Origin of the sequence: Marinobacter sp. ANT_B65, assembly GCF_002407605.1 — a bacterium.
In the GTDB taxonomy this organism is placed as follows: domain Bacteria; phylum Pseudomonadota; class Gammaproteobacteria; order Pseudomonadales; family Oleiphilaceae; genus Marinobacter.
In genome coordinates this window covers 754,794-777,837 of record NZ_NXGV01000001.1, presented here as the reverse complement: position 1 = coordinate 777,837, position 23,044 = coordinate 754,794, and the positions used below count along the sequence as shown (strand labels likewise).

The following is a 23,044-nucleotide window of genomic DNA, read 5'->3' as shown; positions in this document are numbered from 1 at the left end:
GGGCAGATACACCAACAACCTGCGGATTTATTGGAAAAACAGTTCACTTACGCCTGTATTCCTCAATTCCAATAGCGGAATTCCCGCATGGAGAGTCGGTAAGGTGCACCGTATGCTCTTCTCCAGTGATGAGTAGAAGACCGTTTTCCCTCCAAACAAGCGGAACACTATGAAACCTAATCTCAAAGCCTGCGGGCAGGCCATGGCTACAGCAATGGTGAATGCAGCACTGGCCGTTGCACTGATGCTTCTTGTTGAATTCGCAATCAGTGGTACGTTTCAGGTTCCTACAACCTATCTTGTTGCAGGTTTGCTGATATGGCTGGTTATCTTTGCCGCCCAGTTCTGGCGCCAGCGGCACCTTTGCCAGGCCAGTGGTACAGCCCGGGATGCAGCCAGCACAGCACATCAAAACCTGCACACTGACGCCTGAATATCATGGCACAGTAACCACTGCCGCAATAAAATCCTTAAAATCCGCTCTACCCTGCTATGCTTTAAAAAAACAAGCAGACACATGAGCACATTATGAGTATCGGTAAACATTTCGGACTACGCTCCAAGATCGCACTCCCTTTCGCCATCACCTCTCTTGCCCTTGTTTTTATTGGATTATTCAGCGTTAACACCACGCGCTATCTGGTTTCAGGCACAGAAGATATCGCCAATACATACCTGATTTCAGTCAGCCGCATTCTGAACGGTGACAGGGATCTCTATCAGGCTCTCGTCGCCCAGACGTCCTATATGGATGCAAAATCCAACAATACAGACGCCTCCCGGTTTCTTTCAGAATTTAAAGAAAATGCCGGCCAGGCAAAGGAGCGCTTCGAGACAACTGTAAAACAGCTCGAAGGCACCGGTGTTGCGGCCGTAGCACAAGGGTTCGACGCCGCCTTCGAAAGCTGGCATCAATCCGCCATGCAAGTGATCAGTCTGGCGGACAGGAATATGCAGCAACAGGCCAGAGAGCTGGCAACAACTGAAACCGCCTCTCGCTTTGATTCCCTTCGCAGCTATTTCGATAATGTTGGAGCTCATGCAGACCAGAGGGCCCATGCACGGGCTTTAGCCGTGGCCTCCGAGGGACAAAGCAGTTCGGTGACAATTCTCATCATTACTGCCATTGCCATCCTGGGCAGCATAGCGCTTTTTGTCATATTCCTGAGGATGATTATTCATTCCATTTCAACCCTCAAGGAGCACCTGGACAACATTGCACAGGGCGAGGGAGATCTTACCCAGCGCATTCCGGTTGAACTCGATGACGACCTGGGTGCACTTGCCGGAAGCTTCAACCTGGTTCTTGAAAACCTGCAGTCAATGATCGCCTCAATACAGCAACTGACCATAGAGTTGGGCAAGGGTGCAAACAGCCTCCGCCAGGCTTCGAATGACAACAACGAAGGTATTAACCGGCAAACCGACGCTATCTCCATGGTCGCAACAGCTATCAATGAAATGCAGAGCGCCATAGAAGAGGTAGCCGGAAACGCCTCCCAGGCAGCAGATGTCACCAGGGAAGCGGAGCAAAAAGGTAACAACAGCGCGAAAATCATCCGCGATTCTTCAGAACAGGTGCACCGCCTTTCAGCCCAGATCACAAAAGCGGTCGAGGTTATCCGCAAGCTCTCCGACGACTCTGACAACATCACATCGGTACTGGATGTCATCCGTGGCGTTGCCGAACAAACCAACCTGCTTGCTCTGAATGCGGCAATCGAGGCTGCACGGGCCGGCGACCAGGGGCGGGGCTTTGCCGTGGTTGCAGATGAAGTACGAACTCTGGCCCAACGCACACAGCAGTCTACAGAAGATATTCAGGCTATGATTGAAAAGCTGCAAACCGGTGTTTCAGATATCGTTTCAGTCATGGAAACCGGGAGCCAGGAAGCCTCAGAAACCGTGAAGCTGTCAACTGAAGCCGAACAGGAGCTGAACGCCCTGCTGGACGCCATGACCCGAATTGCTGACATGAACACCAGTGTTGCTTCTGCCACCGAACAACAGACTCAGGTTGTTGACGAGATCAACCGCAGCATTACGGATATCAACGATCTGGCTTCAGAAAGCGCGATCAGATCGGGAGAAATTGACGGAATCAGCCAATCCCTTGACGGTTATGCACGAGAGTTGGAAAACCAGACAGGCAGATTCCGGGTTTAATCCCGGAGTCTGTTTTGACCGGAGAGCCGGATTTACTGACGAATACCTTCAACCGAGATAATAATCTCTACAGTCTCGGATGCCTTCCCAAGGTTCGTCGGAATACCAAAGTCTTCAAGGCGTAGCTCGGTCTCAGCTTCAAACCCCATACGGTAACCGCCCCAGGGGTCTTTGCCATGCCCCAGCATCTCAACATCCAGAGTCACCTCACGGGTTACACCGCGGAGCGTGAGGTCACCTACAATATCCGCCTCGCCCGCATCATCAACGACCACGCGTTTACTCTTGAAGCTCGCTTCCGGGTATTCATCCACGTCCAGAAAGTCTTCGCCACGCACGTGTTTGTCCCGCTCAGCGTGATTCGAATCCACACTGGACGTATCAATCGTTACGCTTACTGAACTTTTTTCCGGGCTCTCAGCATCGTATGAAAACTGACCATCAAAATCGTTGAACCGACCATAGAGCCAGCTGTAGCCCAAATGAGAGATCTTGAATGTAATAAACTGGTGAGCGCCTTTGCTGTCAAATGCATAGGTGCCACTGTGCTCATCAGCCTGAACACTACTTACCAGCGCCATGGAAACAGCAGATGCAAGTAATACTTTCTTCATAAGACTCTCCTTTTATCAAACAGAAACGCGCCAACTCAGGGCGAAATTAAACAAATCAGCCATTCCGGCGCACAGGAACCAACATCCGGCTCAGGGTTTTGTCACGATCAACCAAATGATGCTTCAGCGCACCAGCCGCATGGATCAGAGCAAGAACAATCAGAGCCCATGTGCTCCAGTAGTGCACCTGCCCCGCGATATCCTCCAGGCCTTTGACCTGTCCGGTGACCGATGGCACATCAAACCAGCCAAATACACTAACTGACGAGCCATCTGCGGTTGAAATCAGAAATCCGCTCACCATCGCTACAAAAACAAGTACATACAGAAAACCATGAGCGGCATGTGCACTGACAGTCTCCCAGCGCTTATGTTCCGCAACCGGGTCTGGCGACCCTGCGAAAAAGCGCCAGACCAGCCTGAACACCATCAGGACAAACAATAAAACACCGATACTCCGGTGAATATCCGGAGCGCGGCGATACCAGTCATCGTAGTAAGACAGGTCAACCATCCAGAATCCCAGAGCAAACATTCCGAACACGGCCAGGGCAGCCACCCAGTGGACAACAATAGCCAGCACCCCGTAACCGGCAGATGTATTGCTTAATTGCATGGTAACTACAGCCTCTTGATCCTTGTCTGTGACTTGCTGCGGGAAGTATAGGAAGCCAGATTCACAATAAAAACTGGAATGTTTTGGCCCCCATGATCAAAAATTCTGAACATGTTTCTCTTGGACATCAGGTATTTGGCTTTCGTCTCATACGGGTTTTACGGATTGTTGAAATCCATGGCTCCGATAGACTCTATCCATACTGAATTGCCCCGTCGGGGGCCTCATTGAACGAGAGGAAAAAACATGGAACTTGAATTCGACGAATCCGTTGTAATCCCTAGCAATAACTGATCTGCCATGGCCCCTGTACGGGGCCTCCTTCTTCTCCGCTTCCCCTACTGTCTCCCAGAACACTACACGCCGCGTCCGGTTTCTTCATGAAATAGTGGCAATGTTCCCGGGTTTTTGGCAATCTCTATCCCAACTATCAGTTTACTCAGGGTTTTTCCGGTTTCAAAGTGACTGATTCATAATCGTGCAGGCGCCTGGTTCGTAGCTCCTGATGCATTCGTTTAATGGCCCGACTCTTACTATGCGGCACGCCCTCCCGGAAACACCGACAGACCCTGAACTTGATGAGCTGTCGCCGATGTTACACAGAAACGGCAACACCTGGTCGGCGGATTTTCGCGGACTGATTCTAAGCACCGCCCTTCAACCCATATACAGCGTTTCCCACAAACGAACTGTTGGCTATGAAGCCCTGATTCGGGCGTTCGACCCGGATAACTCCAGTGTTTTGCCTATGCATCTTTTTGAGCTACCCACCTCAGATGCAGAAGCACTCCTTCTGGACCGGCTGTGTCGGTATCTGCATATGCAGAATTACAGTGCTGCAGAGGATCAGCTCAACTGGCTGTTTCTGAATGTTTCCCCCCGGGTTGTGACCATCGGCAGCCGGACAGATTCATTTTTCGGCGAATTGCTTGCAAAAACCAAGCTGCCGCCACACCGGATCGTTATCGAGATTGTCGAACAGCCAACCGATGACGCTGAACGCCTGCGTGAAACTGTTGCCTATTACAAGAGACTGGGATGTCTGACAGCCATTGATGACTTTGGTGCCGGGCACTCCAACTTTGAGCGAATCTGGAACCTGTCACCGGACATCGTAAAACTGGACCGTAAACTGCTGACGCGGGCAACAGAAGACCATAAAGCCCGACAGATACTGAATGGTATCGTTTCTCTGCTGCATCAGTCAGGGTGCCTGGTTTTACTTGAGGGCGTGGAAACCAACGATCAGGCCATGATTGCAATTGATGCGGGCGTGGATTTTGTTCAGGGGTTCTACTTCTGCCGTCCCAGCACGGATCTGACACAGCTATGCAAAGAATCGACAGACTTTGACCAGCTACTGCAGGACTATAAAGCCAGGCACCAGATAACCCGGGACCCGACACGGCAACTGGTGGATTTTTTCGAGGGGATTTTTCATCGGGCGACTGAGCAACTGCAAAGCGGAGCCACCATGACCCAGGCGTGCAGCAAGCTGCTGAGCCACCCCACAGTTTCGCGCTGTTATCTGGCAAACGACAAAGGCGTTCAGATTGAGGATACACTGGTATCAGACACTGGATCCCGAGGTCTGGATCCGCGCTTCAGGCCGCTAGAGAATACCAGCAAAGCAGACTGGTACCGGCAACAGTATCTTCGGCAGGCCCTGGCTCAGCCAGGCAACCTGCACGCCACAACACCCTACCTCTGCGTAACCGGCGCTTACATGTGTGTAACCCTGTCACTCTGCTTTTCTCACGGGAGCGAACTTAAGGTGCTTTGCTGCGACGTTCTGGCCAACACGCCTGCATCATCTGTCAGCCAGGGCTGATTCCATATACAAGAGAGATTACCGCAACAGAAACCAGGCCAATGAACACATTCATGGGCAGACCAACCCGCACAAAATCCGAAAACCGGTAGCCGCCGGGACCAAAAACCATCATGTTGGTCTGATAACCCAGAGGCGTGGCAAAACTGGCCGATGCAGCCATCATCACAGCTATAACGAAGGGTTCTGCCGCCACACCCATGGTGTTGGTCATTGACAGCACTACCGGGATAACCAGAACCGCCGCCGCATTGTTCGTAATAACTTCTGTGAGTACAGACACAGAAAAGTAGACCAGAAACAGCGCCATCAACACATCACCGTTACTGAGACCGAGGATGGCTCCAGCAACATAGTTTGCCGCCCCGGTCTGCTGCAGGGCTGCACCCAGGGCAAAAGACGCTCCAATAGTCAGCACTACAGGCACATCGACAGACTTCTGCGCCTGCCCGACAGAACAACAACCGCTGAGGATCATCACGGCTGCCCCGAGCATAGCCGCGTTCAGCATGCTGAGAACACCGCCGGCCGCAAGCCCTACCAGAACAATCAGAACAACCCAGGACAGCCATGCACGATCATGCCTGGGAGCCTCTGTCCCCAGGTCGTTTATAAGCAAAAATTCTCTGTTGTAGCGCTGACGGCTCACAAACGCCGGCCGGGCCTCGAGCAAAAGTACGTCTCCGGGTTTCAGACGAATATTACCAAGATTCCCGGACACCCTGGCACCACCCCGGGCAACCGCAAGAACCACCGCACCATAGCGCTCCCGGAACCTTGCATCGCGGATCGTCAAACCAAGCACTTCTGACTGGGGAGACAACGCTGCTTCCACCAGACACCGTTCTGCACGATCCTTACTCAGACTGGGCTCATCCGCATGTACAGAAGGCACAATACCGTTAATGCGCAGTAAGTCAGAAACCGCCTGAGTGTCGCCCGCAAACACAAGTCTGTCGCCACCGCACAAGCGTTCCTCTGAAGGCACTGCTGTTACAACACTGCCATCACGCTCAATCTCTACCAGATAAAGCCGCTCCAACTCCCTCAGGCCCGCCTGGCCTACCGTTTTGCCAACCAAAGGCCCACCAAAGGCCACAGCAACCTCCAGGGTGAACTCTCTCATGGCACCGAATTTGTGCTGGTCTTCCCGGTCTGGCAAGGCTCTGGGCATAAAAAGCAAAATGGCAGCCACGCCCAGAATCGCTACGGGCAGGCCCACTGCTGTGATGGAAAAGATGGAAAGACCGGCTTCACCAGTCAGGTGCTCGTATTGGCCATTAACTACCAGATTGGTGCTGGTACCGATCATGGTCAGCGTGCCACCAAGGATGGCGGAATAGCTCAGAGGAATCATTAGTTTGGAGGGTGAAATTCCAATCTTCCGGGACCAGGCATGAATGGCCGGAATCATAGTTGCGACAACAGGGGTATTGTTGAGAAAGCCACTTAAAAGGGCGACAGGAAGCGTAATCCGTGCCTGGGCGGAACGGATCGTTTTCGGATTTCGAAGTAAGTGCGTTACCAGCAGATCAACCCCGCCGGAGTGGTGAATACCTCCAGCCACCACAAACAAAGCAACAACGGTCATCAACCCGGTGTTACTGAAACCTGCCAGCGCCTGATCCGCCGAAATAATGCCGCTGGCACTCAGTACGACAAGAACGCCCATCATAACCAAATGAGGCGCGTAGCGTCCTGAGCTCATGAGCAACAGCGCGCCCCCTGCGAGGCCGAGCGCAAACCAGCCTTGCCAGTCCATCTGCGGTTTTCCCGTTCATAAAACCAGCAGGATAACGAGCTTCACGAATAATTAAAAAGAATAACGAATTCTTTTTATAGGCAAAACAGGAATAACAGAAAGCCGGAACGTCTCCAGGCCATCAAACAGCGACGTCGGCCATATTGCCATAGGCTTCAAGCCAGGCTCTCCGGTCAGACGCGCGCTTCTTGCCAAGAAGCATGTCCATCCGGCTATCGGTATCGTCTCCATCCTCAATAGTCAGCATGACCAGCCGACGGGTATCCGGCGCCATGGTAGTTTCCCGAAGTTGAAGCGGGTTCATTTCACCCAGGCCCTTGAAGCGGGTCACGGAAATTTTTCCCTTACGCTTTTCCGCTTCTATGCGCGCGAGAATACCCTGCTTTTCATGTTCGTCGAGGGCATAAAAAGTTTCCTTGCCGACATCCACCCGATACAAGGGAGGCATGGCAACAAACACATGACCGGCCGCAACAACCGGGCGAAAGTGCTTAAGAAACAATGCGCACAGCAGCGTAGCAATGTGCAGGCCATCTGAGTCTGCATCAGCAAGAATACAGATTTTGTTGTAGCGCAGGTCTCCGAGCTTGTCCGAGTTGGGATCAACACCGATAGCAACCGCGATATCGTGAATTTCCTGAGAGGCGAGAATCTCACCGGAGTCCACTTCCCAGGTGTTCAGAATCTTCCCGCGCAACGGCATTACCGCCTGAAATTCGCGATCACGCGCTTGTTTTGCTGAACCGCCCGCCGAGTCACCTTCTACCAGAAACAGCTCGGACCGGGCGGTATCACCACCGGAACAATCTGCAAGCTTACCGGGCAAGGCAGGGCCGGAGGTTACTCTTTTGCGCGCTACTTTCTTGCCTGCCTTGAGCCTGCGCTGAGCATTGCTGATGAACAGTTCCGCCAGCACCTCAGCCACATCGGTATGCTGGTTCAGCCATAAGCTGAACGCATCCTTGACCACTCCCGAAATAAACCCGGCAGCCTCCCGCGAGGACAACCGCTCTTTAGTCTGCCCTGAAAACTGCGGCTCCTGCATCTTGAACGAAAGAACGTAGGCCGCCCTTTCCCATACATCTTCCGGGGACAGCTTTACGCCCCTTGGCAGCAGACTGCGGAATTCACAAAACTCACGCATAGCTTCAAGCAGCCCGGTTCGCAAACCGTTCACATGGGTGCCGCCCTGGGCAGTGGGAATCAGGTTAACGTAGCTCTCCATAACCGTCTCGCCGCCTTCCGGAAGCCACTGGATTGCCCAGTCAACAGCCTCTTTGTTGCCGGAAAAGCTGCCGGTAAACGGTTCCAGAGGAATGGCCTCAATGTCGGCCAGCTCAGTGCGGAGATAGTCCTTCAAGCCATCTTCATAGAGCCACTCATCCTTCTCACCGGTTTTTTCCTGCACAAATGTCACGGCCAGCCCGGGACAGAGCACAGCCTTGGCCCGCAGATTGTGCCGCAGGCGGCTGACGGAAAAGTTAGGGCTATCGAAGTATTTGATATCCGGAGTAAACTTGATGCGGGTGCCGGTGTTGCGCTTCCCGACGGTGTCGATAACTTCCAGCTCGGTAGCCTTGTCTCCATTTGCAAACGTCATGCGATGGAGCTGGCCGTCTCGTCTGATTGTCACTTCCAGATGAGTAGAAAGCGCGTTCACTACAGAAACGCCTACCCCATGCAGGCCACCAGAAAAATTATAGTTACCCTGTGAGAATTTTCCGCCCGCGTGCAGCCGGGTCAGAATCAGCTCAACCCCGGGCAGCCCTTCTTCTTTATGGAGATCAACTGGCATACCCCGGCCATCATCTTCAACACTCAGAGATCCATCAGCGTAAAGCACCACATCAATACGCCGTGCATGGCCTGCGAGAGCCTCATCCACACTGTTGTCGATCACTTCCTGGGCCAGATGGTTCGGGCGACTGGTGTCGGTGTACATACCGGGGCGTTTACGCACCGGATCCAGACCGCTAAGTACTTCAATGGCGTCGGCGTTATATTGTTGCTGGCTCATAGACAGGAAGTGACTCCGAAGGAAGAAAAATTCGTCCCCATAGCTTAGGGATTCGCCGGCAAAGATCAACGGCTGTTTGCTGTTTGTATAGAGATCCAGTGAATGGCCGGGAACTTAAAGCTTAACAACAAGATCCCGGTCACGAATACCCGACACCCGGATTTCAGGCCATGCCGCCACCGGAACGGCAAGCACCACACAGGGAGAGGTGATGACTTGAGAAACCATTGTTTCCGGCGCCGGCTCTCGCACAGCCATGGCAAGCCGTAAGATATTGCCTGGATTTTCGATCGAAGAGGAAGCCAGACTGACACTGTAACCACCCGTCGGTTTTTCGCCCAGAGTGACGAACAGCAGGTGCTCTTTGGCCAGGTCTACCTGCCGCAGTTGCTGAACTGCCATATTCTGGGCAGGCAGCTCCAGTAACTGCTGTAACCGTTCTGATGTCTGGACGTAGGCCACCCCGGGGCCAGTCAGCCCACAATGGGCAGACTGGGTAACCTGACGAGCCCATGGCGCATCAGGCTTATCCTGCACTGCATCTGAATATGCGCAGCCAACCAATAAGGCATACACGGCCGACAGAGCAGCCACAGGCAAGCCTTCGAATATCTTTCTGCATACTGTAATCAACGCGTTACTCCGACTGTTCTGGGGGCAGTCACACTGTCTGACTGCGGATCTATCAGGCTATACCCCCGGAATCCGGGACGGGGCAAAACGTCAGGTGTAGCAGCAGATATGGCTGGCCGGGAGTAACTTGTCGTCATCCGGACACCTGTAACGGGCTCCCCTTCCCTGATCGTAATTTCCTCCCGGAGGCCGGCTACAGGGTATTCCGCACAGGCCTCACCTGCATGACAGATCAGCCCGTCATTATCCAGATCAGACCCTGCAACCAGGATATAACTACCCGGCGACACTTCGTTCAGAAGCCTTGGCTCCTCACCATCATCGAGCATAAATGAAAACCTGTACTGCCCGTTCTCAGCCAGAGCACTGACCTGGGCAACCGTTGAATAAACATCGCCGTCGGGCTCCGGGTCGACCAGGAGTATAAAATGCCTGCCTGCATCACGAACCTGCTGATCAGTCACCCGCTGGCCTACAACGGGGATCTCAAGCCGACGGGATTCATCACTTCTGTACTCAACAGTAATCATCGTCCGCTCTGAAACGCCAGCCTCCAGAGCTTCAGGCAACAGAGTTACCCGAATGGCGAAATCCGTTCCAACCTCCTCACTGGCCGGCGCGGAATCCAGCCGAAGCCATGAAGCGCCAACAGTTACGGACTCAATGGTGATGCCGCCCGACTCACTGCCATAAATACTCAGGCCAACAGTCGCGGACAAATCCCCTTCAGTTGAAAGGTTCACAATGGAGGGAGATGCCGTTAAAAAATCCGATACACTGGTCATTGAAGCAGCCAAGGCTGACTTGCCAGCATCCAGAAGCCCCCACCCCAGTTCATCTGTCTTCGGGCATACCGTGCTGCCACAAGTCAGCTTCCCAGCCATCAGCATGTCATTGAGTTCGTCATAGCCCAGTTCAGAATCAAGACTCTTCATCAGAGCAAAAACCGCCGATACATGGGGAGCCGCCATAGATGTTCCCTGTAAACCAATATAGGTTTCCTCAACCATGCCGTTAATCAGGGCCGCACTGGTGCTGCTGACCAGGTCGCTCCGGCCATCTGCATTGCCATCACGACTGGCATCCCCTCCTGGAGCTGCCAGATCTATCCAGCTTCCGTAATTCGAGTAGGATGACAGTTCCCCTGCGCCATCCACCGCACTAACAGCAAAAACCTTATCGAATGCTGCAGGGTATGAAGCAAGCGTAGAGGCCGAGTTACCCGCTGCTGCAACGAAGATAACGCCCCGGTCAGCGCCATAACTGATGACATCCTGCAACGGCTGTAAAAAGGGCAGCCCTCCGAGGCTGAGATTGACGATTTCTGCCAACGGCTCACCTTCCGGCGGACCCACGACCCAGCGCAGAGCCGCCAGCAAATCCGCAGACGAGCCAGTACCCCCCTCCCCCAGAACACGAACGGGAAGCAACGCCGACTCGTATGCAACACCAGCCCCACCCGCACCGTTCACCACAGCAGCAATAGTTCCTGCTACATGCGTACCATGAAAAATGCTGCTACCAAACGCATTCCCGGGGTCGGAAGGGTTGCTGTCCGGGCCTGGCACGCCATCATTATCAAATTCTGCCGACACAAAGTCTGTGCCAGCAGGCAGAGGACTAACGACATTTGCATCCAGATCACTGTGCCAGCTTCCTGGAGTACCAAATAACCCCGTATCCATCACCGCCAGAGTGACGCCGGCCCCACCATTACCAGTGATCTGCCATGCAACAGGTGCATTAAGCAGTTCATAATGCCATTGCTGCCCGACTGACGGACTGTTGTAGAGTGGTTCATCCAGAGGGGTTTGCATGGCCCGCATTTTATAATTGGGCACGGCAGACACAACGTCCGCGCGTTTATTCAGTGTCCGGACCCACTCCAGAGTCGCTTCTTTGGGTTGTGCGGTCCGGCTTTGCGCGGTCTGGACCGGAGCCTTCACCAGCCAGACTCCCGGAGCCAGCTCCTCTTTCGGTTCCATGGCAGCCTGCAATGTCGCTGACTGCATTGAAACCTGATCCGTATCTCGCTTGAACTCGACAATTGCCTCTGACTCAACAAAGTCATAATCCGGCCACTCAAACCCCGTCACCCGGACACTGTCGGCAACTGATGAAGAAAGGATATAGAGCACCGGAGCAGCGCCAGCTGCCTCAACCTGCACTGTATAACTGCCCGCAACTTCAGTCTCTGGCAACGCAACCCGAACCGGCAGGCTACTGGTGGAAACAGTTTCAATAACACGGGTGCCACTCAGCAACGACAGATTCAGCGCAGACTGACCCGCACTTGTAGAAAATGGCTGGAGATAGATATTCTGCCCTTTGCGCAGAGACATCGAAAAGGCATCGACAGGATCGGCCAGATAATTGAACCCGTCCAAACCGGGGTAGCTCCCGGAGCCCGCGCTGACATACCCCGCCAGAATGAACTCCTGAGGCAGAAGCTGCGGACTGAGCAAGGGAGAACTACTCAATGCCAGAGTGGCGGCATTATCTGCATCGACCCGTGTTCCTGCTTCGATGTCGATGATGCCAGCGAGTGCGGTTGAGTCAGTTGTCGGCGCACTGTTGTCAGAGCCGCTACTGCAGCCTGACAGCGCAATCATCAGCCCCGCCAGAATGACCGGCCTGAAAAAAGTTGCTGCTTGTGAATTGGCGGGCATCCCTACTGGCCTCTTTGATATTGAACAGAAGCCAGTGTACGACACACGGTTTGGAGGGGATATTACAAATCGCACAAGCAAGAGGCCAGATTTCAGATTACGACTGGCCAAGCCCCAGCATCGCAACCACCTGATCGGTCAGCCCGTCCAGAGTCAGGCCACCACGCTCCGGCCGGTACCAGGTGACCGTCCAGCTCAGCGCACCTGTCAGCATGCGGCGGACCACAAACGGGTCTGCCAAAAGAGCGTCTTCCTCTTTCAGGCTGCCAAGCACATCGAGCCACAAAGCTTCATAGATATCACGAAGCTTTAGCACTTCAGCCTGGGACGTTTCAGAGAGACTTCGCCACTCGTACACCAGAACGGCCATAGCTTCTCCAGTCTGGCCGTTTATGGACTCCAGTTCTGCACTTACCAGTGCCCTTAACTTCTCACGGCTGGAATCAGCGGCATCCATAGCTGCCTGCATAACTGCAGTGTTCAGCCTGATGGTTTCAACCATGACCGCTTTCAGAATCTCTTCTTTGGTACGGAAATGATGAAAAAGACTTCCCGACTGAATGCCTACAGCAGCTGCCAGATCCCTGACGGTTGTTCGCTCATAACCCTTATCACGGAACAGGCGCGCGGCTTCACGGAGCAGCCGGCCACGGGCACTGTCCGGATCAGAAACCAGGTTATCAGCAATAAGCGACTGAACAATTTCATCTTGATTCACGGGAGCATCCACCGGCTTTAAAAGAATGGGCATTCTACCTGATATTTAAATGTTTACACACCAAGCGCTTGCTTGGTATTGTCTGATGCACAGATCAACCATTGATCCCCGAGCATGGGACTCTGACCAACACAGCAACAGGATTCAAAACCATGCCTGACCCCCGGAAATCCATTCGCATCGGTTGTTCCTCCGCATTCTGGGGCGATACCGAAACTGCGGCAGCGCAACTGGTTCACAAAGGCAACATTGATTATCTGGTTGCCGACTACCTGGCCGAAGTCACCATGTCGATCATGGCTGGCCAAAAGATGAAGGATCCAGGCCAGGGCTACGCCCGGGACTTTGTGGAAACGGTTATGGGGCCTTTGCTTGGAGATATCAAAGCAAAAGGCATCCGCGTGCTGGCGAATGCCGGCGGAGTCAACCCGGTAGCCTGCCGAGACGCCCTGCAATCTTTGTGCGAAAAAGCCGGTGTAAAGATGAACATTGCGTTGGTGTTGGGTGACAACCTGCTGCCAAAAAAGCAGGCTCTGAGCGAAGCCGGAACAACCGAATTGACCACTGGCGCGCCTATGCCGGCCATGATGGTAAGCCTGAACGCCTACCTTGGCGCACCGGGCCTGGTGGAGGCATTGAAACAGGGAGCCGACATTGTCCTTACCGGCCGGATCGTAGACAGCGCACTGATACTCGCCCCGCTGGTTCACGAATTTGGCTGGGACTGGGCAGATTACGACAAGCTGGCTCAGGGCAGCCTGGCGGGTCACCTTCTGGAGTGCGGCGCGCAGGTAACGGGCGGCAACTTTACAGACTGGGAAGACGTTGCCGAAGGCTTCGCTGATATGGGGTTCCCGATTGCAGAGGTCAGTGCAGACGGTGATTTCGTCATCACTAAGCCAGAAGGAACCGGAGGCCTGGTGAGCCGGGGCACCGTGGCCGAACAGCTGGTCTATGAAATAGGCGACCCACGCGCTTATCTGTTGCCCGATGTCACCTGCGACTTTACCGGTGTTGATCTGGAAGAAAGCGGAACAAACCGTGTAACCGTACGCGGTGCTCGTGGTCTTCCTCCAACCGGCAGCTACAAAGTATCCGGCACCTGGCCAGACGGTTTCAAGTGCACCGCAACCTTCCTGCTCGCAGGCATTGATGCCCCGAAAAAAGCCCGGGCCGTGGCTGAAGCAATTCTGACCAAAACATCACGACTGTTCCGGGAGCGAGGCCTGCCCGACTACACCGAGACCAGTATCGAACTCCTGGGTACCGAAACCACCTATGGCAAGCAGAGCCGAGGCCAGAGCACCCGGGAAGTAGTCGTCAAGATTGCTACGGCTCACAGCAATAAGGGCGCGCTCGTACTGTTCTCCCGGGAAATTGCACAGGCAGCAACGGGCATGGCACCAGGTCTTACCGGAATTGTGGGGGGGCGGCCAGCGGTGTGGCCTAAAATCCGGCTCTACTCCTGCCTGGTGCCCAAGAGCGAAGTGGCTGTGTCGGTTAACCTGAATGACAGGGTGACGCCCGTCTACATAAATTCTGACGGTGGATTCCAGCCCGGAAAAATCACAGAACAGCCTGCTGGCAAACCGGCGCCGGCGACAGATACCACTGTACGCCTGGTCGATCTGGCCTGGGCCCGTAGCGGCGACAAAGGTGATCACAGCAACATTGGTGTTATTGCACGCAAGCCGGAATTTGTTCCGTTTATCGAAGCAGCGCTGACCGGGGATGCTGTTGCCGAATGGATGGCCCATACACTGAATCCGGAAACCGGAAAAGTCACTCGCTGGCCGATGCCCGGACTCCATGCATTCAATTTTCTCCTGGAACATAGCCTGGGCGGCGGCGGTATTGCCAGCCTGCGAATTGATCCGCAAGGCAAAGCGTTTGCCCAGCAATTACTTGAATTTCCGGTACCAGTGCCTTCCGGACTGGTTCGTGCCTGAATATTGAATAAGGTTTTTAAACTATGAGCTATCAATCCGTATTCCACCCCGACCTGTTCAGGGGCCAGATATTTATCGTGACCGGTGGTGGTTCCGGTATCGGCCGTTGCACTGCCCACGAACTCGCCTCCCTTGGGGCAAGAGTTGCGCTTGTTGGTCGCAAGTCCGAGAAGGTTGAAGCAGTAAAAGCAGAAATTCTTGAAGACGGCGGCATTGCCTCGGCTCATGTGTGCGACATCCGTGAAGAAGAGGCAGTGAAAGCCACGGTGAAAGCGGTCATCGAAGAGCATGGAGGGCTGAACGGCGTGGTTAATAACGCAGGCGGTCAGTTCCCCTCACCCCTTGCCGGCATCAATCAGAAAGGCTGGGAAACCGTGGTGCGTACCAACCTGACCGGCGGATTTCTGATGGCGAGAGAAGCCTACACTCAGGCTCTGGTTAAAACCGGTGGCGCCATAGTGAACATAGTGGCGGACATGTGGGGCGGAATGCCGGGCATGGGGCACTCAGGAGCAGCAAGAGCCGGCATGGTGAACTTCACCCAGACCGCTGCAGTGGAATGGGGTGCATCCGGCGTTCGCGTTAATGCGGTTGCTCCCGGCTGGATTGCGTCCAGCGGCATGGACAGCTACCCGGAACACATGAAGCAGTGGATTCGCGGTCTCGCCGACAACGTTCCTGTCAAACGCATGGGGACGGAATCTGAAATCAGTGCAGCTATCTGCTTTCTCCTGAGCCCCGGGGCTGCGTTTATCAGCGGTGACTGCCTGCGTATTGATGGTGCCGCCTCACAGGGTACCCGGGTGTGGCCTCTGCCCAAAGCCAGGAACAACACGCCCTTTAATGGCTTTCACCGTGCAGTAACTCCCAAAGTTCTCAGCGAAGATTGAGGAACGCTTTATGCAAACACTGGAAACCAGCGTTAATCCACAATCCGACGAGTTCTGCGGCAATGCCGAGGCCATGAACTGCCATATCCAGATGTTCCGCGACGTGGAGCAAAAGGTTCTGGACCTGGCTGAAGCCGCACGTGAAAAGTTCACCAGACGGGGAAAGCTCCTGCCCCGGGATCGCGTCAACCGCCTGCTGGACAGAGGCACTCCGTTCCTGGAGCTGTGCTCTCTGGCCGGCTACAAAATGCATGACGACAAAGACGGCAGCATGGCCGGTGGCAACATCATCGCCGGCATTGGAACCATCAGCGGCATACGCTGCCTGGTGGTCGCCAGCAACAGCGCCATCAAAGGCGGTACCATCACGCCCGCTGGCCTGGATAAAACCCTGCGCCTGCAACAGATCGCCAGAGAAAACAAACTACCGGTTGTTTCCCTGTCAGAAAGCGGCGGCGCCAACCTGAACTACGCCACAGATATCTTCGTGCAGGGCGCGCGGAGCTTTGCCAACCAGGCCCGGATGTCTGCAGCAGGCCTGCCCCAGATTACCGTTGTGCACGGCAACGCTACTGCTGGTGGTGCCTATCAGCCGGGCTTGTCTGACTATGTGATCGCTATCCGTGGCCAGGCAAAAATGTTTCTGGCTGGCCCGCCGCTATTGAAAGCAGCGACTGGCGAAATAGCCGATGACGAAGAACTCGGCGGCGCAGAAATGCACGCCCAGGTTGCCGGCACCGCCGAATATCTGGCCGAAGACGACGCTGACGGCATCCGCATGGCCAGGAACATTCTTGAAGCCCTGCCCTGGAATGAACAGCTCCCTCTGAGGCGTGAGATGAAATGGGATGAGCCCCTTTATCCGGCAGAAGAGCTCCTGGGAGTCATTCCATCCGATTCAAAAAAACCCTATGACGTTCGGGAGATCCTGGCACGAATTGCTGACGGATCCAGGTTCATGGACTTCAAGAACGAATTCGACAATCACACCGTATGCGGCACCATCCGCATTGAAGGGCACGCTGTCGGGATTATCGGCAACAACGGGCCGATTACCCCGGCCGGCAGTGCAAAAGCGGCCCAGTTTATTCAGCTCTGCGATCAGGCCGGCACGCCGCTGCTGTTCCTGCACAACACAACCGGTTTTATGGTGGGTACGCACTCAGAGCAGAACGGCATCATAAAACATGGATCGAAAATGATTCAGGCGGTCGCTAACTGCCGGGTCCCCAAGGTCGCAATCGTAATCGGCGGATCCTATGGCGCAGGCAACTACGCCATGTGTGGCCGCGGCCTGGATCCTCGTTTCATCTTCGCCTGGCCCAACAGCCGAACCGCTGTGATGGGCCCGGCGCAGGCTGGCAAGGTAATGCGCATAGTGGCGGAAGACAAACAGCGCCGCAACGGCATAGAGCCTGACCCGAAAACCCTGGATTTTCTGGAGCAAGCCACCACGAGGAAGCTGGAAGATGGATCCACAGCCCTGTTCGGTACAGCACGGCTCTGGGACGACGGTCTGATCGACCCAAGGGATACACGGCGCGTAGTCGCCCTGGTTCTGGACGTGTGCCGCGAAGCCGAGATCCGTCAGTTGCGGCCTAATACATTTGGCGTGGCTCGACTTTGATTCAGGCTTCTGGAGAGTTGTGTTTCATGGCTGCCAAGTTTGGGAGGCGGAACCATTTGGGGGGAGCTGTCCAAAAACCGCTACGAGCACTTCCATGTGCGCTTGTTTCCGGCCGTCCATGGCCTCCAACATTTTTGGACAGCTCCCCCCAAACGGTTCAGCACAACTCGGAAAGCCACCATGCAACACTCTTTCAGACACAGGCAAAAGGCACAGGTTAGTTAGGAGAAAGCTGGCTCATTGCAAAAAAGAAAAATTCAGCAAGTAGCAACATATTTGCAGGCATGGGCAGGTGTGTGGGGCCAGTTTCAGAAAATGTAGAGGGCCATGGATGGCCCGAAACAAGCGCACATGGAAGTGCTCGTAGCGGTTTTCTGAAACTGGCCCCACACACCTGCCACCCAAGCTAAAAAACGTGCACCAGACCAACCAGGCACGAACGACCTGAGGAGTACAAGAAAAGTGAAATTCACAGCCGAACACGAAGCCCTGAGAAACACCGTTCGCGATTTCGTGCAGAAAGAAATCAACCCATATTGCGACGAATGGGAAGAGGCCGGTGAATTCCCTATTCATGACATATTCAAAAAAATGGGTGACCTCGGCCTGCTGGGAATTCAGAAGCCGGAAGAGTACGGCGGTATGGGGCTGGACTACAGCTACAACCTTGTAGCAGCTGAAGAACTGGGCATGGCCAACTGCGGCGGCGTACCTCTGGCGATTGGTGTACAAACCGATATGTGTACCCCGGCCATATCCCGCTTCGGCTCAGACGAACTCAAGCGTACCTTCCTGGCTCCGGCCATCGCCGGTGACATGGTGGGTTGCATTGGCGTGAGTGAAGTCGGCGCAGGTTCCGACGTGGCAGGCTTGAAAACCACCGCAAAGAAAGACGGCGATGACTATGTTATCAACGGCTCAAAAATGTGGATCACCAACAGCCCAAAGGCCGATTTTATCTGCCTGCTGGCCAACACCAGTGACGACAAGCCACATAAAAACAAATCATTGATCGTGGTTCCCATGAACTCCCCGGGCATAACCATGAGCCCGCACCTGAACAAGCTCGGCATGCGCTCCTCCGAAACCGCCCAGATTTTCTTCGACGACGTTCGGGTTCCTCAGCGCAATCGCATTGGCGCTGAGGGCATGGGTTTCATGATGCAGATGCTGCAGTTCCAGGAAGAACGGTTATGGGGCGCCGCAAATGTTATCAAAGCGCTGGAAAACTGCATCAACCAGACGATCGAATACTGCCGGGAGCGGAAAACCTTCGGTACGCCACTGATTGATAATCAGGTGATCCACTTCCGTCTGGCCGAACTGCAGACTGAAGTAGAGGCTCTGCGCGCCCTCACCTATCAGGCCTGCGAACTGCACATCGAAGGCAAGGAAGTCACCAAGCTCGCTTCAATGGCCAAGCTGAAGGCGGGGCGTCTGGGCCGTGAGGTTACTGATAGCTGCCTGCAGTACTGGGGAGGCAACGGCTTCATGTGGGACAACCCCGCATCCCGTGCATTCCGCGATGTTCGCCTGGTATCCATCGGCGGCGGTGCCGACGAAATCATGCTGGGGATCATCTGCAAAATGATGGGAACCTTGCCAAGCAAGCGCTAAAGCTGAACTTAGATGCCAAGCCGGTAATGCGATTGAACTCTTCAGGACACGCCCGCGAGTACGTCCTTGTAGGGCTCGATCGGGCGATCCCTGGCCCTCAACGGTTCTGAAGAGTTCAATCGCACTACCGGCCCCAAATAATGTTCGTGGAGTCTATCGATGGAAACCTTGCCTCACTGCAAAACACTGGTACTGGAAAAACAGGGGTCAGCCCTGCACATCACCATCAACCGGCCAGACACCCGGAACGCGATGAGTCTGCAAATGGTGGCGGAGTTATCCAGGATCTTTACCGAAGTGGAATCTGATACCAGCATACGCGCCGTGGTAATCCGGGGCTCTGGCGGCCACTTCTGTGCAGGCGGTGACATCAAAGACATGGCTGGCGCGCGCAACCAGAAAACCGGCGAAGGCGAAGCTGACCCCTTCTACGTTCTGAATCGCGCCTTTGGGGCGATGATTCAGCAAGTGAACGAATCCTCCAAGGTCGTCATCGCCGTCACCGAAGGTGCAGTAATGGGCGGCGGATTTGGCCTGGCCTGTGTATCCGATGTCGCTATTGCGGGCCCCACTGCCAGATTCGCCATGCCAGAAACCTCCTTAGGCATCATCCCGGCCCAGATCGCTCCGTTTGTAGTTGAACGCATAGGCCTGACCCAGGCCCGACGACTAGCGTTGCTCGGGTTAAGAATTGGAGCGGAAGAAGCCTGTGCGCTGGGCATCGTTCACCAAGCAGCAGCATCCGATACAGAGTTGAACGACATGCTGGCACATGCACTGGAACGCATCCGCCACTGCGCGCCAAATGCCACGGCAAAAACCAAAGCCCTGCTCCACCGGGTCGGACACGAATCCATGGGCGGGTTACTCGACAGCGCAGCCGAAATGTTCACAGCCGCCGTTCGAGGCAGCGAAGGAGCTGAAGGCACCATGGCATTCATGCAGAAGCGTCCGCCAGCCTGGGCAGATGAGAACAATTGATTGTGGAGCGAGTGGGGAGGGACAGACGTCTCCAGAAAATGTTGGAGGCCAAGGATGACCGGAAACAAGCGCACATGGATGTGCTCGTAGCGGTTTTCTGGAGACGTCTGTCCCTCCTCACTCGCGGCCTCACACAGAACAAGAGACCAGCACAATGCTAAAAAAGTTACTAATAGCGAACCGCGGAGAAATCGCAGTCCGCGTTATTCGTACCGCCAAAGCCCTCGGATACCGCACAGTCGCCGTATACTCCGAGGCTGACGCCAACGCCATGCACACAGAGCTGGCAGATGAAGCTGTTTGCATAGGCCCGGCACAAGTAGCCGCTTCCTACCTGAACGCCGACGCCATACTCGATGCCGCCCGTAAAACCGGCGCAGACTGCATCCACCCCGGCTACGGCTTCCTCTCCGAAAACGCTAGTTTCTCAAATGCCTGCAAAGAAGCCGGCATCGTATTCGTAGGGCCGCCAGCCAGCGCCATTGAGCTCATGGGCAGCAAGCGCCGTTCAAAGATCGCCATGCACAAAGCCGGAGTCCCCGTCGTTCCCGGATATGAAGGCGACAACGCCAGTGATGATGAACTCATCTCCGCTGCAGCAGACATTGGCTACCCTCTGATGATCAAAGCCTCCGCCGGCGGCGGTGGCCGAGGCATGCGTCTGGTCGAGAAAGAATCAGAACTGGCCGGTAACATCAAACGCGCCAGATCCGAGTCCAGACAAGCCTTCGGCGACGACGAACTGATCCTCGAAAAAGCCGTTATCGAACCTCGCCACGTGGAAATACAGGTCTTTGCTGATAGCCACGGCAACGCCGTGTACCTCGGCGAAAGAGACTGCTCAGTGCAGCGCCGCCACCAGAAAGTCGTGGAAGAAGCTCCTTCCCCTTTCGTGACCCCCGAGCTCCGGGCTGCCATGGGCAAAGCTGCCGTTAAAGCTGCCCTCGCCTGCAACTACGAAGGTGCTGGCACCGTCGAATTCCTCGTCGACAAAGAACGTAACTTCTACTTCCTCGAAATGAACACACGCCTGCAGGTAGAGCACCCGGTAACCGAACTGATTACCGGGCAGGATCTGGTCGCCTGGCAACTGAGCGTTGCTGAAGGCCTGATACTGCCTCTGGCCCAGAGCGACATTGAGCTGAATGGCCACGCCATCGAAGTCCGGCTTTACGCCGAAGATCCCTCCAGCGGCTTCACTCCGCAAACCGGCCCGGTGCACGTATTTGAACCTGCTGAAGGCGAAGGTCTGCGCTTTGATACAGGCATCCGCTCTGGCGATACGGTTACGCCTCACTACGATCCCATGCTTGCAAAGGTGATCGCCTGGGGGGAAACCCGGGATCAGGCCCGCCGGCGCCTGATCAGGGCACTGGAAGACACCACCGTCTTTGGTGTAACCACCAACAGGTACTTCCTCAGCCGTATTATTGCAGACAACAGCTTTGGTGCTGGTGAAGCAACCACAGCCTTCCTGCAGACGACATTCAACCAGGACCCGTCGTTGCAGCCAACAAAACCAGAGATCCGCCAATTGGCCCTCGCAGCCTGCATACTGATCCACGGCACTAGCGGCGAGGAATCCTGGAGCAACGCACCAGCCACCACCACGCCCATGAAGCTCGACACCGGGAATGAAATCGTCGAGTTATTGGTAAGGCGTATGGGCAATAGGCTTTCATGCAAGCTGGGCGACGAACATCATGAGCTCGCAATCACCAGTATTCACAACGGCACCTTATGCACTGTCGACAACGGCGTACGTCAGCGCTGCCAATATCACCGCAAAGGGGACTCCCTGTATTTACAGGCGTTCGGAGAATCCTGGCAAGTCAAAGACCTTACGCATCAACCCGCCGCAGTTGCCAATGGAACTGGCAGCGGACATATCCAGGCCTCGATGGACGGCTCCATTATCGATGTGCTGATCGAGCCTGGCCAGACAGTTAGCCAGGGTGAAATCCTCGTGATTCTGGAAGCCATGAAAATGGAACATCCAGTAAAAGCCGACTGTGGGGGCGTGGTTACCCGGGTTCTGACCCGAAAAGGAGACCAGGTGAAACGTGACCAATTACTGGTGGAAATCACCAACGGCGAAGTATCCGGACAGGAGAGCAATAAATGAACCCCCTGAACAGGCAAACCGTATTCATTACTGGCGCCAGCCGGGGTATCGGCCGTGCAATTGCTCTGGCCTGCGCCCGCCAGGGAGCAAATGTTGTCATTGCTGCAAAATCGGACACACCCCATCCAAAACTGCCAGGAACCATTCACACCGTAGCAGAGGAAGTTCGCGAAGCGGGCGGCCAAGCATTGCCACTGGTACTGGATGTGCGGGATGAAGCCCGGATTAAACAACGCATCGACGAGGCGGCCGCACATTTTGGTGGTATTGACGCGCTTATCAATAACGCCGGGGCCATACGCCTGAGCGGAGTGGAAAAGCTAAAGGTCAGCCGTTTCGATCTGCTGCACCAGGTGAATGCACGGGCAGTGCTCGCCTGCAGTCAGGCTGCCCTGCCCTGGCTGAAAAAATCAGGCCGGGGCCACATCCTCAGCATGTCTCCACCACTGAATCTTGATCCTAAATGGTTTGCACACTTTGGCCCCTACACGTCCACAAAATACGCCATGACCATGATCAGTATCGGTATGGCTCAGGAGTTCCGTCGTTACGGCATAGCAGTTAACACCTTGTGGCCGAAAACCCTGATATCCACTGCTGCAATACTGCATGAAGCAGGCGGTGAGCAACTGATGGCTAAGGGCCGCTCGCCCGACATCATGGCTGATGCGACGGTAAGCATCCTGAACCGGTCCGTGGAAGAAATGACCGGCCAGAACCTGATAGACGAAGATCTGCTTCGTCAGGACGGGGTAACCGACTTTGAAAGTTACAGATACAAAGCCGGCGACGCAGCTCTGCTGCCTGACCTCTACCTGGACTAGCCTCA

17 protein-coding genes are annotated in these 23,044 nt (G+C 54.8%); 10 read left to right on the top strand and 7 right to left on the bottom strand.

Going from position 1 to position 23,044, the window contains the following annotated elements:
* The first annotated feature begins 169 nt into the window (after nucleotides 1-169).
* Together CPA50_RS03720 and CPA50_RS03715 are read left to right on the top strand one after the other, a co-directional pair.
* Nucleotides 170-433 (top strand): hypothetical protein, encoded by a 264-nt coding sequence (locus CPA50_RS03720; RefSeq protein WP_096781113.1) that lies wholly within the window; start codon nucleotides 170-172, stop codon nucleotides 431-433.
* A 95-nt stretch (nucleotides 434-528) separates the two neighbouring features.
* Entirely contained in the window at nucleotides 529-2,166 is a 1,638-nt protein-coding gene (locus tag CPA50_RS03715; RefSeq protein ID WP_096781112.1) for a methyl-accepting chemotaxis protein, read from the top strand.
* A gap of 32 nt (nucleotides 2,167-2,198) precedes the next feature.
* Here the strand turns inward: CPA50_RS03715 and CPA50_RS03710 are convergent, their stop codons facing one another.
* On the bottom strand, nucleotides 2,199-2,780 hold the full coding sequence (locus CPA50_RS03710) for a YceI family protein (protein WP_096781111.1): 582 nt from the start codon (nucleotides 2,778-2,780) through the stop codon (nucleotides 2,199-2,201).
* Between the two features lie 55 nt (nucleotides 2,781-2,835).
* Entirely contained in the window at nucleotides 2,836-3,396 is a 561-nt protein-coding gene (locus tag CPA50_RS03705; protein WP_096781110.1) for a cytochrome b, read from the bottom strand.
* Nucleotides 3,397-3,931: 535 nt separating this feature from the next.
* On the opposite strand from CPA50_RS03705, the gene CPA50_RS03700 reads away from it, so the two are divergent.
* On the top strand, nucleotides 3,932-5,227 hold the full coding sequence (locus tag CPA50_RS03700) for an EAL domain-containing protein (RefSeq protein ID WP_096782319.1): 1,296 nt from the start codon (nucleotides 3,932-3,934) through the stop codon (nucleotides 5,225-5,227).
* Here CPA50_RS03700 and CPA50_RS03695 read toward each other — a convergent pair.
* The 5 genes from CPA50_RS03695 to CPA50_RS03675 all read right to left on the bottom strand — a co-directional run bounded on the left by CPA50_RS03695 (nucleotide 5,214) and on the right by CPA50_RS03675 (nucleotide 13,059).
* On the bottom strand, nucleotides 5,214-6,989 hold the full coding sequence (locus tag CPA50_RS03695; protein WP_096781109.1) for an SLC13 family permease: 1,776 nt from the start codon (nucleotides 6,987-6,989) through the stop codon (nucleotides 5,214-5,216). The genes CPA50_RS03700 and CPA50_RS03695 overlap by 14 nt on opposite strands.
* Before the next feature lie 121 nt (nucleotides 6,990-7,110).
* The gene (gene parE, locus CPA50_RS03690; RefSeq protein WP_096781108.1) at nucleotides 7,111-9,006 is read right to left on the bottom strand and encodes a DNA topoisomerase IV subunit B; all 1,896 of its coding nucleotides are present in this window, start codon (nucleotides 9,004-9,006) and stop codon (nucleotides 7,111-7,113) included.
* Nucleotides 9,007-9,120: 114 nt separating this feature from the next.
* Nucleotides 9,121-9,600: a protease complex subunit PrcB family protein gene (locus CPA50_RS03685; protein ID WP_143750722.1), complete on the bottom strand. Its 480-nt coding sequence runs from the start codon at nucleotides 9,598-9,600 to the stop codon at nucleotides 9,121-9,123.
* 35 nt (nucleotides 9,601-9,635) lie between these two features.
* On the bottom strand, nucleotides 9,636-12,308 hold the full coding sequence (locus CPA50_RS03680) for a S8 family serine peptidase (RefSeq protein WP_096781106.1): 2,673 nt from the start codon (nucleotides 12,306-12,308) through the stop codon (nucleotides 9,636-9,638).
* 97 nt (nucleotides 12,309-12,405) lie between these two features.
* Nucleotides 12,406-13,059, bottom strand: coding sequence for a TetR/AcrR family transcriptional regulator (locus tag CPA50_RS03675; protein ID WP_096781105.1), 654 nt, complete (start codon nucleotides 13,057-13,059; stop codon nucleotides 12,406-12,408).
* A 119-nt stretch (nucleotides 13,060-13,178) separates the two neighbouring features.
* On the opposite strand from CPA50_RS03675, the gene CPA50_RS03670 reads away from it, so the two are divergent.
* From CPA50_RS03670 to CPA50_RS03640, 7 genes are all read left to right on the top strand, one after another.
* A complete protein-coding gene (locus tag CPA50_RS03670; RefSeq protein ID WP_096781104.1) occupies nucleotides 13,179-14,975 on the top strand; it encodes an acyclic terpene utilization AtuA family protein in 1,797 nt (598 codons plus the stop codon).
* A 23-nt stretch (nucleotides 14,976-14,998) separates the two neighbouring features.
* Nucleotides 14,999-15,865 (top strand): SDR family oxidoreductase, encoded by an 867-nt coding sequence (locus tag CPA50_RS03665; protein WP_096781103.1) that lies wholly within the window; start codon nucleotides 14,999-15,001, stop codon nucleotides 15,863-15,865.
* A gap of 10 nt (nucleotides 15,866-15,875) precedes the next feature.
* Nucleotides 15,876-17,492: an acyl-CoA carboxylase subunit beta gene (locus tag CPA50_RS03660; RefSeq protein WP_096781102.1), complete on the top strand. Its 1,617-nt coding sequence runs from the start codon at nucleotides 15,876-15,878 to the stop codon at nucleotides 17,490-17,492.
* Between the two features lie 462 nt (nucleotides 17,493-17,954).
* The gene (gene atuD, locus CPA50_RS03655) at nucleotides 17,955-19,109 is read left to right on the top strand and encodes a citronellyl-CoA dehydrogenase (protein ID WP_096781101.1); all 1,155 of its coding nucleotides are present in this window, start codon (nucleotides 17,955-17,957) and stop codon (nucleotides 19,107-19,109) included.
* Nucleotides 19,110-19,268: 159 nt separating this feature from the next.
* A complete protein-coding gene (locus CPA50_RS03650; protein WP_096781100.1) occupies nucleotides 19,269-20,090 on the top strand; it encodes an enoyl-CoA hydratase/isomerase family protein in 822 nt (273 codons plus the stop codon).
* A gap of 154 nt (nucleotides 20,091-20,244) precedes the next feature.
* Nucleotides 20,245-22,215, top strand: a complete 1,971-nt coding sequence (locus CPA50_RS03645; protein WP_096781099.1) for an acetyl/propionyl/methylcrotonyl-CoA carboxylase subunit alpha — start codon at nucleotides 20,245-20,247, stop codon at nucleotides 22,213-22,215.
* Nucleotides 22,212-23,039, top strand: coding sequence for an SDR family oxidoreductase (locus CPA50_RS03640; protein ID WP_096781098.1), 828 nt, complete (start codon nucleotides 22,212-22,214; stop codon nucleotides 23,037-23,039). The genes CPA50_RS03645 and CPA50_RS03640 overlap by 4 nt, the downstream gene beginning before the upstream one ends.
* The last annotated feature ends 5 nt before the right edge of the window (nucleotides 23,040-23,044 follow it).